The organism is Streptomyces sp. DH41, from assembly GCF_029813785.1.
Classification (GTDB): domain Bacteria; phylum Actinomycetota; class Actinomycetes; order Streptomycetales; family Streptomycetaceae; genus Streptomyces.
The window spans coordinates 241,770-256,193 of the sequence record NZ_JARVKY010000004.1 but is presented as its reverse complement, the minus strand read 5'-3'; the positions used below and the strand labels follow the sequence as shown (position 1 = coordinate 256,193).

Below are 14,424 nucleotides of genomic sequence, written 5' to 3'. Positions count from 1 at the left end.
AGCGCCACGTACTCCGGGCGTGGCGCTCGCCGTCCGCGGCGGGGCGCTACGGCTTGCGGGCGAGGCCGCCGTGTTCCCCGATGGGCTCCGCGGGGGCGGAGCCGGCCTCCGGACGCCAGTGGGTGACCGGCACGACCCCGGGGTCCACGAGCTCCAGGCCGTCGAAGAACGCCGTGATCTGGTCGACGGTGCGCAGGATGTACGGAGCGGCACCGCTCTCGTTGTAGGCGTCCTGGGCCCGGTCGAACTCCGGATCGATGCCGCGTGAGCCGTCGTTGACGGAGAGGTAGCTGCCGGACGGCAGCGCGCCCATCAGCCGGGTGACGACGGAACGCGCCTGGTCGTAGTCGGCTATGTGCCCCAGGATGTTGCTGAGGATGAGGGCGACGGGCCGGTCTAGGTCCAGCGTCCTGGCGGCGGCCGTCAGGACACTGTCGGGGTCGAGTACGTCGGAGTCGATGTAGGCGGTCGCACCCTCGGGGGCGGAGTAGAGCAGCGCGCGGGCATGGGCGAGGACCATCGGGTCGTTGTCGACGTAGACGATCCGGGCCTCGGGGGCGATGCGCTGGGCGACCTCATGGGTGTTGTCGGCGGTCGGCAGACCCGTCCCGACGTCGAGGAACTGCCGGACACCCGCCTCGGCGACCAGGTACGTGATGTTGCGGCGCAGGAAGGCGCGGCTGCTGCGGGCGACGGTGACGATGCCGGGGAAGACGGCGGTGTACGCGTCGCCGGCCTCCTCGTCGACCGGGTAGTTGTCCTTCCCGCCCAGCCAGTAGTTCCAGATCCGGGCCGAGTGCGGCACCGAGGTGTCGATCTTCTGGTGCGCTGCGGTGCCGGGGGTCGTCACAGGGTCGCTCATGGGTACGGTCCGTCTTTCAGCCGAGGCATGGGTGCTTCATCACAACCTACGTCGCAACGGCCTTTTCCCGTACACCGGTTCACTTTCTCAAGGCCGCCCCGGTCGTCCGTGCTCACTTTCGGTCACCCGCGGCGGTGACGCCTACAGTCGCGGCGCGCCCGTCACGGACATCACGAGTGAGTACAGGGAGGTGGTCGCCGTGATGAACAGGCGGTTGTTCTTGGGGCCCCCGAAGGTGATGTTGGAGACGGGCTCGGGCACGCGCAGCCGGCCGATGAGGGTGCCGTCGGGGTCGTAGCAGTGGACACCGTCGTCCAGCGCGGCGGCCCACAGCCGGCCCTCGTCGTCGAAGCGGATGTTGTCGAAGCGCACGTCCCCCCGGGCCTCGGCGAAGACCTCCCCGTCGGACAGCGTGCCGTCCTCGCGGATGTCGAAGGCGTGGATCCGGGCGGCCCGGGAGTCGGAGACGTACAGCCGCGTCTCGTCGGGGGAGAGGACGACGCCGTTGGGCCCGTCGAAGCCGCCCGCGGCGAACCGTACGTCGCCCGTGGCCGGGTCGATCCGGTAGACGTTGCACGCGCCGATCTCGGACTCGGCGCGATGCCCCTCGTAGTCGCTGGTGATGCCGAAGTCCGGGTCGGAGAACCAGACGGTGCCGTCGGAGCGTACGACGGAGTCGTTCGGGCTGTTGAGCCGCTTGCCGTCGTAGCGGTCGGCGAGAACGGTCACCGTCCCGTCGGGTTCGGTGCGGGTGACACGGCGGTTGCCCTGTTCACAGGTGATCAGGCGGCCCTGCCGGTCGAGCGTGTTGCCGTTGCTGTGACCGGCCGGGGTCCGGAAGACGCCGACCGTGCCGGTGGCCTCGTCCCAGCGCAGGATGCGGTCGTTGGGGATGTCGCTCCAGACCAGCTGGCGCCAGGCGGGGAGGTACAGCGGGCCCTCGGCCCAGCGGCAGCCGTCGTGCAGGACCTCCAGCCTGCTGTCACCGTTCGCACAGCGTCCGGTGCGGAAGCGGTCGTCCAGGGTCTCGTACGGGCCGTCGACGGCGGACATCGTGTCCTCCCAGCGGAAGCGAACAGGATGTGATTCAACGTAACACGCGCTTACCCGAATCAGATATGGTCTTCGGGTGAAGTCAGTTGATGAGATAGACCGCCGGCTGATCGCGTTGCTCCAGAGGGACGCCACCCGGTCGTACGCCGCGCTGGGAAAGGCGGTCGGCCTGTCGGCGGGCGCCGCCCACGAGCGCGTACGCAAGCTGCGCGACCAGGGGGTCATCCGGGCCACCACGGTCGACGTGGACCCCGAGGCGCTCGACCGCGGGGTCCTCGCCTTCGTACTGGTCGACTCCACCGCGTGGATGGGCGACCGGGCCGAGGACTTCGCCGCCGTGCCGGAGGTCCAGGAGGCGCACGTGATCGCGGGCAGCGCGGCCGTCCTGGTGAAGGTGCGCACGGCCACCACCGAGCGCCTCCAGGACGTGCTGCGCCGCCTCCACGCGATCGACGGGGTCAGCGGTACCCGGGCGACGGTGGTGCTGGAGACGTTCTTCGAACGGCCGTTGGACGCCGGTTAGAGCGGCGCACGCACGCGGCCCGGGTGCCCGGCCCCGGCGTTCGGTTCCCCGGAGGCCTTCGGCTACTGGGCACTGGCGGCGGGCCGGACCACGATCTCGTTCACGTCCACCCCGGCAGGCCGGGAGACGGCGAAGGCGACGGCGTCCGCGATCGCGGACGCGGGAACGGCCACCGAGCGGTAGGCCTTCATGTCCTCCCGCGCACGCGGGTCGGAGATGGAGTCGGCCAGCTCGGACTCGGTGACTCCCGGGGAGACGACGCTGACCCGGATGTCCCCGGCCGACTCCTGCCGCAGCCCCTCCGAGAGGGCGCGCACGGCGAACTTGGTCGCGGAGTACACCGCGGAGGTGGGCACCACCTCGTACGCGCCGACCGACGCGATGTTCACGAAGTGTCCACCGCCCTGCTCCCGCATGACCGGCAGGGCGGCGGCGATGCCGTGGAGCACACCGCGGACGTTCACGTCGATCATCCGGTCCCACTCGTCGACCTTCAGTGCCGCGAGCGGCGAGAGCGGCATCACCCCGGCGTTGTTGACCATCACGTCCACCCGTCCCCAGTGTTCCCTCGCGGCCGACACGAACGCCCGCACGTCGGCGGCGTCGGTGACGTCCAGGCGGCGGCAGACGGCGGCTCCGCCCTCGGCGTCGATCCGCTCGGCCAGTTCCTCGAGACGGCCGGTGCGGCGTGCGCCCAGGAACACCCGGTGGCCGTCGGCGGCGAGGCGGCGGGCCGTCGCCTCACCGATCCCGCTGCTCGCCCCGGTGACCAGAACGACCTTGGCGGTGTGCGTCATGACGCGTTGTCCTCTCGCTGCGGTTGTCGTTGCCCCACCGAGTCTGGGCAGGTCGGCGGCGGTCAACCAGGCCGCGTGCTGCCTGGGTGCGGCACACCCTGGAAGCACGGCCGGCCGCCTCCTAGCCTGGACCGCATGGACGACAACCACTTGGGCGACTTCCTGCGCGCACGCCGGGCCGGCCTGCGACCGGAAGACGTGGGCATGGCGAGCCACGGGACCCGCAGAGTCGCCGGACTGCGCCGCGAGGAGGTCGCGGTCCTGGCCGGAGTGAACGCCGACTACTACACCCGCCTGGAACAGGGACGCGAACGCCACCCCTCACCCCAGGTGCTCGACGCCCTCGCCCGCGCCCTGCGCCTGGACACCGACGCCCGCGCGCACCTGTACCGGCTGGCCGGGAGCGCACCGGGCGAGCAGCCCCACGTCCACACGGCCGAGCGGGTCGGCCCGGCGCTGCGCCGGCTGATGGACGGATACTCCGACACCCCGGCGTTCGTCCTGAACCGCACCCTGGACCTCCTCGCCGCCAACGCCCTGGCCGACGCCCTCTTCGCCCCGTTCGCCCCGGCGGACAACCTGGCCCGCATGGCCTTCCTCGACCCGGCGGGCCGGCACTTCTACGCCGACTGGGACCGGGCCGCCCAGGCCACCGTCGCCAACCTGCGCCAGGCGGCCGGCTTCGACCCGGACGGCCCGCGACTGCGCGACCTGGTCCGCACGCTCACCGAGCACAGCGCGGACTTCACCCGCCTGTGGGAGGCCCACACCGTGCGCGGCAAGACCCTGGACGCCAAGGACCTCATCCACCCGGACGTCGGCCCGCTCAGCCTCACCTACCAGGCCTTCGACGTACGCGACGCGCCCGGCCAGCAACTCGTCATCTACCACGCCGCACCGGGCAGCCCGAGCGCCCAGGCCCTCAGCCTCCTCGGCTCACTCCACGCCACCCGGCACCGGACGGAGCCCCGCCCGCGCGGATAGCGGACGTCCATCGCCCTTTCCGCGCGGTCGAGCAAGGGGCAGACGTGATCACCGAGGTCGTCCACCGTGCCGTGCGGGGCGTGACTGACGGGACGGCTCGCCCGGGGGCGGGACGCTCCGCCGCCGGTAGACCAGGTAGGGCCGGACCAGGTAACCGATCGGCGCGCTCCAGACATGCACCAGCCGGGTGAACGGCCAGGCGGCGAAGAGCAGGCAGGCGGTCAGCGCGTGCGACTGGAACAACAGCGGGGCGTCGGCGATCGCCTCCGGGCGCGGGCGCAGCGCGAACAGGCAGCGGAACCAGACCGAGACGGTGCCGCGGTAGTCGTAACCGTCGCCGAAGACGTTGTGCGCGGCGGTGGCGGTGATGCCCAGCAGCACCGTCAGGGACAGCAGCGGGAAGAGCACCTTGTCACTGCGGTCGGTACCCAGCCGGATCCGCCGGGTCAGCAGCCGCCGGGCGCACAGCATGCCGAGCCCCGTGACCATGGCCACCCCCGCCACCGAACCGGCCCACACGGCCGTCACGTGGTAGACGTGCTCGTCGATGCCCACGGCCCGGGTCCAGGAGGCGGGCACGGCCAGCCCCATCACGTGCCCCGCGATCACCATGAACGCGCCCAGGTGGAACAGCGGGCTGCCCCAGCGCAGCCGGCGATGTTCCAGCAGCTGGCTGGTGCGCGACGTCCAGCCGAACTGGTCCTGCCGGTAGCGCCATACGTGCCCGACCACGAACACGGCGAGACAGACATAGGGGACGGCGACCCAGAGCAGGAGATCGGCGCCGCCCGCAAACGAGGCGGCGGCCAAGGAGGTTGCGGCGTTCATGGACGGCTTTCCTTACGAGGGCTGGTCGCGGTGGGCGGAACCCGGGTCGGTGCGGCGGGTATCGGCGGCACGAAGGCGGCGGGCGGGGCGAACTCCCCCTCCCCGTAGCCTCCGTAAGCCCCGTGGCCCGGGTGAGTGCCGTAGGGGTCGAGCCCCACCTTCTCGTCCGGCGGCCCCTCGGCGGCCAGCTTCGCCACGGCCGCCCGGTCCGCCTCGCTCGCCGGCGGCAGCAGGCTCAACAGCGCCGACAGCAGGTGCCGGTACGGTGATTCCGCCTCGGTGAGCGCCCGGTGGATCAGTTCCAGCCCACGCCGGTGCCGGCGCAGCGGCGCCTCGCCCGCGCCGGGCCCGGCGAGCGCGGCGAACTCCAGGACGACGGGCAGATGGTCGGGCAGCTCCCCGCCGTCGGCGTCCCAGCCGGCCGCCCGGTAGCGCCGGGCCAGGGTGAGCAGGGCCATGCCACGGCGCCGGGTGTCGCCGTGCAGGTAATAGGTGAGGTAGAGGCTGCTCCTGCGGCGCAGGTCGAACATCTCGACGTAGTGGCGGGCCAACGCGTCGGGCTCCTGCGCGCCGAACCAGCTCACGAAGGCGCCCAGTTCAGCAGCGGCCCGCGACGCCGGCAGGGCGGCGACGACGGACGCCAGCCCTGCCCGCTCCGCCGCCAACTCGCCGTCCGGGTACTGCGACAGCAGCGACAGCAGGCGAAGGATGAGCGCACGCTGCTCCGCCTCCGCGGCGGACATCGGCGCGCGGCGCCGGACGGCCGCGCGGACGCGGCTGCGGACGATGGCGGGGACGGTGGCGGGCAGCGGGCTCATGCGCGTCCCTCCGACGACGTACGGCGCGGGGCGGGCATGCCGAGGGCGACCTTGCCGTCGGGCGGCGCACCGGCGGACTCCACGGGGCAGCGGCTCTCCAGGGCACTCAGCGCGGCAGCGTCCTCCTTGTGGGCGGCCGGCACGACGTAGCGGTCGGCGTACTTCGCCACGGCGAGCAGCCGGTGCAGGTCCTCGGCCTCCAGGGAGGTCAGTCCCACCGCCCGAAGGGCCGCCTCGTCGCCCTCGTCGCCGAGCGTCACGGCGCGCATGTACGAGCGCAGCGCGGTGAGCTTCATCAGCACCCCGCCCACCACGTCCGTGTCCCCGGCGGTGAACAGACTCGCCAGGTATTCGAGAGGGATGCGCAGCCGGGTGACGGCCGCGAACACGTGGTCCGGGTCCTCCTGGTCGCCGCCGGCGACGGTGACGGCGTCCAGGACGGGGGAGAGCGGCGGGACGTACCAGACCATCGGGAGGGTGCGGTACTCCGGATGCAGCGGCAGCGCCACCTTGTACCGCGCGACCAGGTCGTACACCGGCGAGCGGCGGGCCGCCTCCAGCCAGTCCTCGGGGATACCGGATTCCCGGGCCGCCGCGATCACTTCCGGATCGCGCGGGTCGAGGAAGACACCGCGCTGGGCGTCCAGCAGGTCCCGCTCGTCCGGGGACGCCGCGGCCTGACCCACCCGGTCGGCGTCGTACAGCAGCAGTCCCAGGTAGCGCAGCCGGCCGACGCACGTCTCCGAGCAGACCGTGGGCTGCCCCGCCTCGACGCGCGGGAAGCAGAACGTGCACTTCTCGGCCTTGCCGGTGGCGTGGTTGACGTACACCTTCTTGTACGGGCACGCCGTCACGCACATCCGCCAGCCGCGGCAGCGGTCCTGGTCGACCAGGACGATGCCGTCCTCGACCCGCTTGTACATGGCGCCGGACGGACAGGCCGACACACAGGCCGGGTTGAGGCAGTGCTCGCAGAGCCGGGGGAGATGGAAGAGGAAGGTCTGCTCGAACTCGAACCGGACCCTCCGGGCCCACTCACCGCTCAGGTTGGGGTCGCCGCCCGCGTGCTCGGGCGCGCCGCCGAGGCCGTCCTCCCAGTTGGCACCCCACGTGATGGAGGTGGGCCTGCCGGTCAGGACCGAGCGGGGGCGGGCGACCGGCAGGTCAGGACCGGTGGGCGCGCTCACCAGATTGTCGTAGTCGTAGGTCACCGGCTCGTAGTAGTCCTCGATGGCCGGCAGGTCCGGGTTGGAGAACAGCGACAGCAGCCGCCTGACCCGGCCGCCGGAGCGCAGCACCAGCCGCCCCCCGCGGTCCAGTGCCCAGCCGCCCTTCCACTTCTCCTGGTCCTCGTAGCGGCGCGGATAGCCGATGCCCGGCTTGGTCTCCACGTTGTTGAACCAGGCGTACTCGACGCCGGTCCGGTTGGTCCAGGTCTGCTTGCAGGTCACCGAACAGGTGTGACACCCGATGCACTTGTCGAGGTTCATCACCATGGCGGTCTGTGCCATGACGCGTCCGACGCCGGCTTCGCCACGGGGCATGTCAGTACTCCACTCGCTGGTCGCGGCGGCGGACGACGGTGACCTCGTCGCGCTGGTTGCCGGTCGGCCCGTAGTAGTTGAAGGCGTAGGTGAGCTGGGCGAAGCCGCCCGCCAGGTGCGTGGGCTTGACCAGCAGGCGGGTCAGCGAGTTGTGGACGCCCCCGCGCCGGCCGCTGACCTCGGTCTTCGGCACGTTCACCGTGCGGTCCTTGGCGTGGTACATGTACACCGTGCCCTCGGGCATCCGGTGGGTGACCACGGCCCGGGCGGCCACGACGCCGTTGCGGTTGTACGCCTCGATCCACTCGTTGTCCGTGACGCCGATCCTCTCGGCGTCCGCGGTGGACATCCAGATCACCGGCCCGCCGCGGGACAGGGCGAGCATGTACGCGTTGTCCTGGTACTCGGAGTGGATGGACCACTTGGAGTGCGGGGTCAGATAGCGCACCGTGACCTCGGCGCGGCCCGGCTCGTGGAGGTGCTCGTCGCCGTAGTGCCGGATCGCGTTCAGCGGCGGCCGGTAGACGGGAAGCTGTTCGCCCAGTTCGGCGATCCAGTCGTGCTCGACGAAGAAGTGCTGGCGGCCGGTGAGGGTGTGCCAGGGCTTCTTGTGCTCGACGTTGATGACGAACGGCGAGTAGCGGCGCCCCCCGGTCTCCGAGCCCGACCACTCGTACGACGTCATCACGGCGCGCGGCTGGGTCCGGGTGTCGGCGAAGGTGATCCGCTCGGCCTCGCGTTCGGCGGCGAGTTCCACGAGGCCCGTGCTGCCGGTCCGCCGCTCCAGTTCCCGGAAGCCCTCGGTCGCCAGACGCCCGTTGGTGGTGCCGGACAGCGCGAGGATCGCCTCGCACATGTGGGTGGCGGTGGCCAGCGAGGGACGGCCCGCGCCGACTCCCTCGCGTACGGTGCCGCAGCGGTGCCGCAGGTCCTCGACCTCCCGGTCCGGGTGGACGGTCACGCCCTTGGTGGTCGTGCCGAGGGTGTCCAGGAGGGGGCCGACGGCGCGGACCTTCTGTCCGACGGCCGCGTAGTCCCGCTCGACGACCACCAGCTTCGGCATGGTCCGCCCGGGCACCGGCTCGCACTCGCCGGCCTTCCAGTCCCGTACCACCCCGCCCGGCTGGGCGAGTTCGTCCGGGGTGTCGTGCTGCAACGGCACCGCCAGTACGTCGGTGCGGGTGCCCAGGTGCTCGGCGGCCAGCTCGCTGAACCGGTCGGCGATGCCCAGGAAGGTGTCGTAGTCGGTGCGCGACTGCCAGGGCGGGGCGATGGCCGGGGTGAAGGCGTGCACGAAGGGGTGCATGTCCGTACTGGACAGGTCGTCCTTCTCGTACCAGGTCGCCGCCGGCAGGACCACGTCGGCCAGCAGACCGGTCGACGTCATCCGGAAGTCCATGGTGACCAGCAGGTCGAGCTTGCCCTCCGGCGCCTCCTCGTGCCACACCACCTCCTCGGGCCGTTCCCTCGGCGGAGTCTCGGCCGAGCGGACGGCGGCGTCCGTGCCCAGCAGATGGCGCAGGAAGTACTCGTTGCCCTTGCCGGAGGAGCCCAGCAGGTTGGCCCGCCACACGGTCAGCACCCGGGGGAAGTTGGCGGGATCGTCCGGGTCCTCCACGGCGAAGCGCAGGCGCCCGGCCCTCAGTTCGTCCACGACGTGCTCGGCGACCGGACGGCCCGCGGCGGCGGCCTCGTCGGCCAGGTCCAGCGGGTTGCGGTCGAAGCCGGGATGACCCGGTGTCCAGCCCAGCCGCACGGCCTGCGCCAGGCAGTCCGCGAACGCCTTGCCCTTGAACCGGCCCTCGCCGAGCGGGGAGGCCAGCTCCTCTGGCCCGAACGCCTCGTAACGCCACTGGTCGGTGTTGAGGTACCAGTACGAGGTGCCCGCCATGTGCCGGGTGGGCCGCTGCCAGTCGAACGCGAACGCCAGGTGCTGGAAGCCGGTCAGCGGGCGGACCTTCTCCTGGCCGACGTAGTGCGCCCAGCCGCCGCCGTTGACGCCCTGGCAGCCGGTCATCGTCGTCAGCGCCAGGAAGGCGCGGTAGATGGTGTCCGAGTGGAACCAGTGGTTGGTGCCCGCACCCATCGCGATCATCGAACGGCCGCCGGTGCGCTCGGCGTTGCGGGCGAACTCGCGGGCGATCCGGGCCGCCTGCCCGGCGGGCACGGAGGTGACGGTCTCCTGCCAGGCCGGCGTGTACGGCTGGGTGGCATTGTCGTACGAGGTGGGCCAGCTCCCCGGCAGACCCGGCCTGTGCACCCCGTACTGCGCCAGCATGAGATCGAAGACCGTGGTGACCAGGCACCCGCCGACCCGTCGCACGGGCACCCCGCGCACCATGACCGAGCCGCCCTCGGTGGCGCCCTCGTCGAACCGGGGCAGCGCCACCTCCACCGCGTCCCCGGCCGTGCCGAGCAGGCTCAACTCGGGCTCCACATCCCCGAGATCCAGGTTCCAGCGGCCCTGCCCGGCCTTACCCCACCGGAAGCCGAGCGAGCCGCCGGGGACCACCGGCTCACCGGTGGCCCGGTCCAGCAGCACCGTCTTGAACCGCGCGTTCTCCTCCTCGCCGCCGAGGTCGGCCGCGGTCAGGAAACCGCCCGGGACGAGCCCGTGGGCGCCCTCGCGCAGGGTCACCAGGAACGGCGCGTCCGTGTAGGTGCGCAGATAGTCCCGGAAGTACGGCACCTCACGGTCGACGAGGAACTCCCGCAGGATCACATGCCCCATGGCCATCGCCAGCGCCCCGTCGGTACCCGGGTGCGGTGCCACCCACTCGTCGGCGAACTTCACGTTGTCCGCGTAGTCGGGACAGACCGCGACGACCTTGGTGCCGTTGTAGCGGGTCTCGGTGAGGAAGTGCGCGTCCGGTGTACGGGTCACGGGGATGTTGGAGCCCCACATCACCAGATAGCCCGCGTTCCACCAGTCCGCCGCCTCCGGCACGTCCGTCTGGTCACCGAAGACCTGCGGGGAGGCGACCGGAAGATCCGCGTACCAGTCGTAGAACGACAGCAGCGTGCCGCCGATCAGCGACAGGAAGCGGGACCCGGCCGCGAAGGACGCCATCGACATCGCCGGGATGGGCGAGAAGCCCGCCACCCGGTCGGGACCGTAGGCCTTGACGGTGTGCACGTGCGCGGCGGCCACCAACTCGTTCACCTCGTCCCAGTCCGCGCGCACCAGACCACCCCTGCCGCGGGCCCGCTTGTACGCCCGGGCCTTCGCCGGGTCGCCGGTGATCTCCGCCCACGCCGCCACCGGATCACCCAGGCGGCGCCGTGCCTCGCGCCACATCTTCAGCAGCACGCCCCGCACATACGGGTAGCGGACCCGGCTGGGGGAGTACGTGTACCAGGAGAACGACGCCCCGCGCGGGCATCCCCGAGGCTCGTACTCCGGGCAGTCGGCGCCGATCGACGGGTAGTCCGTCGCCTGGTGCTCCCAGGTGATGATGCCGTCCTTGACGTACACCATCCACGAGCAGGAGCCGGTGCAGTTCACGCCGTGGGTGGAGCGGACCACCTTGTCGTGCGACCAGCGGTCGCGGTAGAAGCCCTCCCACCGTCCGTCGCCCTCGCCGAACACGGCGCGGCCGTCGGCCGACACCTCCCGGCGCGTCAGCAGCCTGCGGGCGGCCAGCGGCCAGTTCTCCACGACGCCCGACTGCCGGCGCCGCTCATCGCGATCGTTCTCCATGGCCCGGAACGCTATGGCGCGCGGGTCGCGCACACCCGGGGCCCGGCGGCCCCGTCCGACGGGCGTTCGGCCCCGCCCGCACGGCCGGAACAGGGACCAACGGCCCTGCGGGCGGGGCCGGTCGGCGGCGGCCCTGGCTCGCTCCCGCGGCCCATGCTGACGGTGACCGAACGAGCGACGCCCATCGGTCCGACGCGACCCACGACCGCCGGCCGCCACGTCCCCCGTCCACCGGCCCGCGGAGACCGGGGCGCGTCGGGGCGTACGCCCAGTTCCGGTCACGCGTCCGGCCGTCCACCACGGCCGGACGCGATCCCCCTCGCCAGGGCGGCCCCGTCCGGCATCCGGCACCGTCTTCGACACGGTGTACGAGGAAGGTGTCCACCTGCCCAGTGAGCGGACCCGGGGGGCAGGGACTCCCGGCCCCGCTCCGCGGGGGACCCTCCGGCCGATGGCAGGGACCCCCGGCCCATGCCTCCGGTGCACCGGACGGCGAAACAGTGATCACGAGAATCCGGTTCGCGCGGCGGACACGATCCGCGGACGCCGGGCGTTCCGGTGCGTCGGACACCGTGATGGGAAGAGGACGGACAGCATGGTCCAGCAGTTGAGCGGGCAGATGGACGGTTCACCCCCGGCGGCGGCGGGTACGTCGGTACCCGGCCGGGCATGGCTGATGCTGGGCCTGGCCACGGTCGGCTTCGCCGTGAACTTCTGGGCATGGGCGCTGCTGAGCCCGCTCGGCCCCCGCTTCGAGGAGAGTCTCGGCCTGACGTCGTTCGAGCAGTCCCTGCTGGTGGCGGTGCCCGTCGTGGTCGGCTCGCTGGGCCGGATCCCCGTCGGCGCGCTCACGGACCGCTTCGGTGGACGGGTCATGTTCCCGCTGGTGTCGGCGGCCACCATCGTGCCGGTGCTCTACCTGGGCCTGGCGGGGCACTCCTCGCTGGCCGCGCTGCTGACCGGCGGTTTCCTGCTCGGTGTCGGCGGCACCTCGTTCGCCGTCGGTGTGCCCTTCGTCAACGCGTGGTTCCCGCCCGAGCGGCGCGGCCTCGCCATCGGACTCTTCGGCATGGGCATGGGCGGCACCGCGATCAGCGCCCTGACGACGGTGAAGCTGGTGGACGCGCACGGCATGGCGAACCCTTTCCTGATCACCGCTGCCGCACTGGCCGCCTACGCGGTCGTGGCGGCGCTGCTGCTCAGGGACGCCCCCGGACGCACCGTGCCGAGCGAGCCGCCGGCCCGCCGGATGGCCGCCACCCTGCGGCTCGGCACGACCTGGCAGGCCTCCGCGCTGTACGCGGTCGCCTTCGGCGGCTACGTCGCCTTCTCCGTCTACCTGCCCACCTACCTGAAGACCGGTTACGGCCTCGCACAGGCCGACGCGGCGAACCGCATGGCCGGCTTCGTCCTGCTGGCGGTGGCGACACGGCCGTTCGGCGGGTGGCTCTCGGACCGGGTCGGGCCGGTGCGGGTGCTGGCCGGCACGCTGGCCGTGGTGCTGGCCGCGGCGCTCGTCCAGTCGTCGACACCGGCGCTGACACCGACCGGCACCATCGCGTTCCTGACGTTGGCCGCCGCGCTGGGCGCGGGCAGCGGCGCCGTGTTCGCCCTGGTGGCCCTGCTGACCCCGGCGAGCAGGGTCGGCTCGGTCACCGGTGTCGTGGGCGCCGCGGGCGGCCTCGGCGGCTTCGTACCGCCGCTGGTGATGGGTTCCCTCTACGGCACGCACGGCTCGTACGCGCTCGGCCTCGTACTCCTCGGCATGGTCGCGGCGGCGGCACTGGCCTACACCGCCACCGGCCTGCGCCGCGCCGTCATGGGCGCTTCTCCGGCCGCGCGCGCCGACTGAGCGGCCCGTCCCACCCCCGACCACATCCCGGCCCGACCGCCCCGGCCCTGCGAAGCCGAGCCCGGAGGGCCGGGACGCCGCCTCAGCCCGCCGTGTCCGCCAGCCACAGATCGGGGCCGAAGACCTCGTACCGGATGCGGCGTGCCGGGACGCCCGCGGCGAGCAGCTGACCACGTACCTCACGCATGAAGGGCAGCGGCCCGCACAGGAACACCGCGGCGCCGCCCGGCAGTTCGATGCCGGAGAGGTCCATCAGGCCGCTGCGCGCCTCAGGCTCCCGCGGTCCGGGGCGCTCGTACCAGAACACGGCCCGGGCGTTTGGCAGCCGCTCCACGAGCTCGCGTGTCTCGGTGCGCAGGGCATGGTCGGCGGGGGACCGGTCGGCGTGCAGGACCAGCACCGGGCGGACCGACCCCAGGGCCGCGAGGTGGGCCACCATCCCGGTCAGGGGAGTGCAGCCGATCCCCGCCGAGACCAGCACGACGGGGGCGGACCCGTCCGCGTCGTCCAGGACGATGTCGCCCGCCGGCGCCGACAGGCTCAGCTCGTCACCCCGGCACACGTCGTCGTACAGCAGGTTGGAGACCTCACCGTCCGGCGCGCCGCCCGCGCCGGCGACCCGTTTCACGGTGATCCGGCGCAACTCCCCGCCGGGGGCCGAGGACAGGCTGTACTGGCGTACCTGGTGCACACCGTCGGCCATCAGCATCCGTACGCTCACGTACTGACCGGCCCGGGCGCGCGGCGCCGGTTCGCCGTCGGCCGGCCGGATCACGAAGGACACCACGTCAGGGGTCTCGGTCCGTCGCTCGACGACCTTCCACTGCCGCCAGACCCGGCCGGCCGGCAGCCCCGCGTCGTGGTAGAGACGCGCCTCCTGACCGATCAGAGCACCGGCCATCAGCCAGTACACCTCGTCCCAGCCGGCCGCCACCGCCGGGGTGACGGCGTCGCCCAGGACGTCGGCTATCGCACCGAACAAATATTTGTGCACGATGGTGTACTGGTCGTCGGTGACACCGACGGACACGTGTTTGTGGGCGATGCGCTCCAGCAGGGCGTCCGGACGCGTGTCCGGCTCGTCGAGCATCGCGCCGGCGAACGCGGCGATCGAGCCGGCCAGCGCCCGTCGTTGGGCACCGCTGGCCTGGTTGCCCCGGTTGAACAGCCCGTCGAGCAGTTCCGGCCGGTCGTGGAACATCGTGCCGTAGAAGCGCGCCGTGATCTCGTCGAGCGCTCCGGCGACGGCGGGCAGCGTGGCACGCACCACGGACGCGGACTCTGCGGACAGCATGGAACCTCCCGGAAGGGATGGAGGAGAGTGGGACCGCGGCACTGGATGCGGCGGCGGATCTCTGTGTACCAGCAGGTGGCCCGCGTTTCGGCGTGGTTCCGCCGTGGATGGCACGGCGGGGACCAACGGCCGGGCGAACAGGGCCGTTGGGCCCCATGAGGGCGCTTCG

General features: G+C 72.3%; 11 protein-coding genes. 3 read left to right on the top strand and 8 right to left on the bottom strand.

Translation table 11 applies throughout. The features are described from left to right. Positions 1-46: 46 nt before the first annotated feature. Complete coding sequence (locus tag QC283_RS09700) at positions 47-862, bottom strand: SAM-dependent methyltransferase (RefSeq protein WP_279560986.1); 816 nt, start codon at positions 860-862, stop codon at positions 47-49. A 141-nt stretch (positions 863-1,003) separates the two neighbouring features. Next, positions 1,004-1,915, bottom strand: coding sequence for an SMP-30/gluconolactonase/LRE family protein (locus tag QC283_RS09695; RefSeq protein ID WP_279560985.1), 912 nt, complete (start codon positions 1,913-1,915; stop codon positions 1,004-1,006). Between the two features lie 76 nt (positions 1,916-1,991). On the opposite strand from QC283_RS09695, the gene QC283_RS09690 reads away from it, so the two are divergent. Then, positions 1,992-2,438 (top strand): Lrp/AsnC family transcriptional regulator, encoded by a 447-nt coding sequence (locus tag QC283_RS09690; RefSeq protein ID WP_279560984.1) that lies wholly within the window; start codon positions 1,992-1,994, stop codon positions 2,436-2,438. A gap of 62 nt (positions 2,439-2,500) precedes the next feature. On the opposite strand, the gene QC283_RS09685 is transcribed toward QC283_RS09690, so the two are convergent. Next, positions 2,501-3,235 (bottom strand): SDR family oxidoreductase, encoded by a 735-nt coding sequence (locus QC283_RS09685; protein ID WP_279560983.1) that lies wholly within the window; start codon positions 3,233-3,235, stop codon positions 2,501-2,503. A 135-nt stretch (positions 3,236-3,370) separates the two neighbouring features. Here QC283_RS09685 and QC283_RS09680 point away from each other — a divergent pair, with 135 nt between their 5' ends. Continuing rightward, entirely contained in the window at positions 3,371-4,219 is an 849-nt protein-coding gene (locus QC283_RS09680; protein WP_279560982.1) for a helix-turn-helix transcriptional regulator, read from the top strand. Between the two features lie 48 nt (positions 4,220-4,267). On the opposite strand, the gene narI is transcribed toward QC283_RS09680, so the two are convergent. The 4 genes from narI to QC283_RS09660 are packed head-to-tail and all read right to left on the bottom strand — an operon-like array spanning position 4,268 to position 11,109. After that, entirely contained in the window at positions 4,268-5,047 is a 780-nt protein-coding gene (gene narI, locus QC283_RS09675) for a respiratory nitrate reductase subunit gamma (protein ID WP_279560981.1), read from the bottom strand. Next, positions 5,044-5,865, bottom strand: coding sequence for a nitrate reductase molybdenum cofactor assembly chaperone (gene narJ, locus QC283_RS09670; RefSeq protein ID WP_279560980.1), 822 nt, complete (start codon positions 5,863-5,865; stop codon positions 5,044-5,046). Before narJ ends, narI begins: the two co-directional genes overlap by 4 nt. After that, entirely contained in the window at positions 5,862-7,409 is a 1,548-nt protein-coding gene (narH, locus tag QC283_RS09665) for a nitrate reductase subunit beta (RefSeq protein WP_279560979.1), read from the bottom strand. Before narH ends, narJ begins: the two co-directional genes overlap by 4 nt. 1 nt (position 7,410) lies before the next feature. Next, entirely contained in the window at positions 7,411-11,109 is a 3,699-nt protein-coding gene (locus tag QC283_RS09660) for a nitrate reductase subunit alpha (protein WP_279560978.1), read from the bottom strand. Between the two features lie 619 nt (positions 11,110-11,728). Here QC283_RS09660 and QC283_RS09655 point away from each other — a divergent pair. After that, a complete protein-coding gene (locus tag QC283_RS09655; protein WP_279561154.1) occupies positions 11,729-12,961 on the top strand; it encodes an MFS transporter in 1,233 nt (410 codons plus the stop codon). An 82-nt stretch (positions 12,962-13,043) separates the two neighbouring features. Here QC283_RS09655 and QC283_RS09650 read toward each other — a convergent pair whose 3' ends face one another. Beyond that, positions 13,044-14,255: a globin domain-containing protein gene (locus QC283_RS09650; protein WP_279560977.1), complete on the bottom strand. Its 1,212-nt coding sequence runs from the start codon at positions 14,253-14,255 to the stop codon at positions 13,044-13,046. Positions 14,256-14,424 lie beyond the last annotated feature (169 nt).

Excerpts from the sequence above, each read along its gene's own strand:
- QC283_RS09700 (WP_279560986.1), bottom strand. The coding sequence starts at position 862 with ATGAGCGACCCTGTGACGACCCCCGGCACCGCAGCGCACCAGAAGATC.
- QC283_RS09695 (WP_279560985.1), bottom strand. The coding sequence starts at position 1,915 with ATGTCCGCCGTCGACGGCCCGTACGAGACCCTGGACGACCGCTTCCGC.
- QC283_RS09685 (WP_279560983.1), bottom strand. The coding sequence starts at position 3,235 with ATGACGCACACCGCCAAGGTCGTTCTGGTCACCGGGGCGAGCAGCGGG.
- QC283_RS09680 (WP_279560982.1), top strand. The coding sequence starts at position 3,371 with ATGGACGACAACCACTTGGGCGACTTCCTGCGCGCACGCCGGGCCGGC.
- narI (WP_279560981.1), bottom strand. The coding sequence starts at position 5,047 with ATGAACGCCGCAACCTCCTTGGCCGCCGCCTCGTTTGCGGGCGGCGCC.
- narJ (WP_279560980.1), bottom strand. The coding sequence starts at position 5,865 with ATGAGCCCGCTGCCCGCCACCGTCCCCGCCATCGTCCGCAGCCGCGTC.
- narH (WP_279560979.1), bottom strand. The coding sequence starts at position 7,409 with ATGCCCCGTGGCGAAGCCGGCGTCGGACGCGTCATGGCACAGACCGCC.
- QC283_RS09660 (WP_279560978.1), bottom strand. The coding sequence starts at position 11,109 with ATGGAGAACGATCGCGATGAGCGGCGCCGGCAGTCGGGCGTCGTGGAG.
- QC283_RS09655 (WP_279561154.1), top strand. The coding sequence starts at position 11,729 with ATGGACGGTTCACCCCCGGCGGCGGCGGGTACGTCGGTACCCGGCCGG.
- QC283_RS09650 (WP_279560977.1), bottom strand. The coding sequence starts at position 14,255 with ATGCTGTCCGCAGAGTCCGCGTCCGTGGTGCGTGCCACGCTGCCCGCC.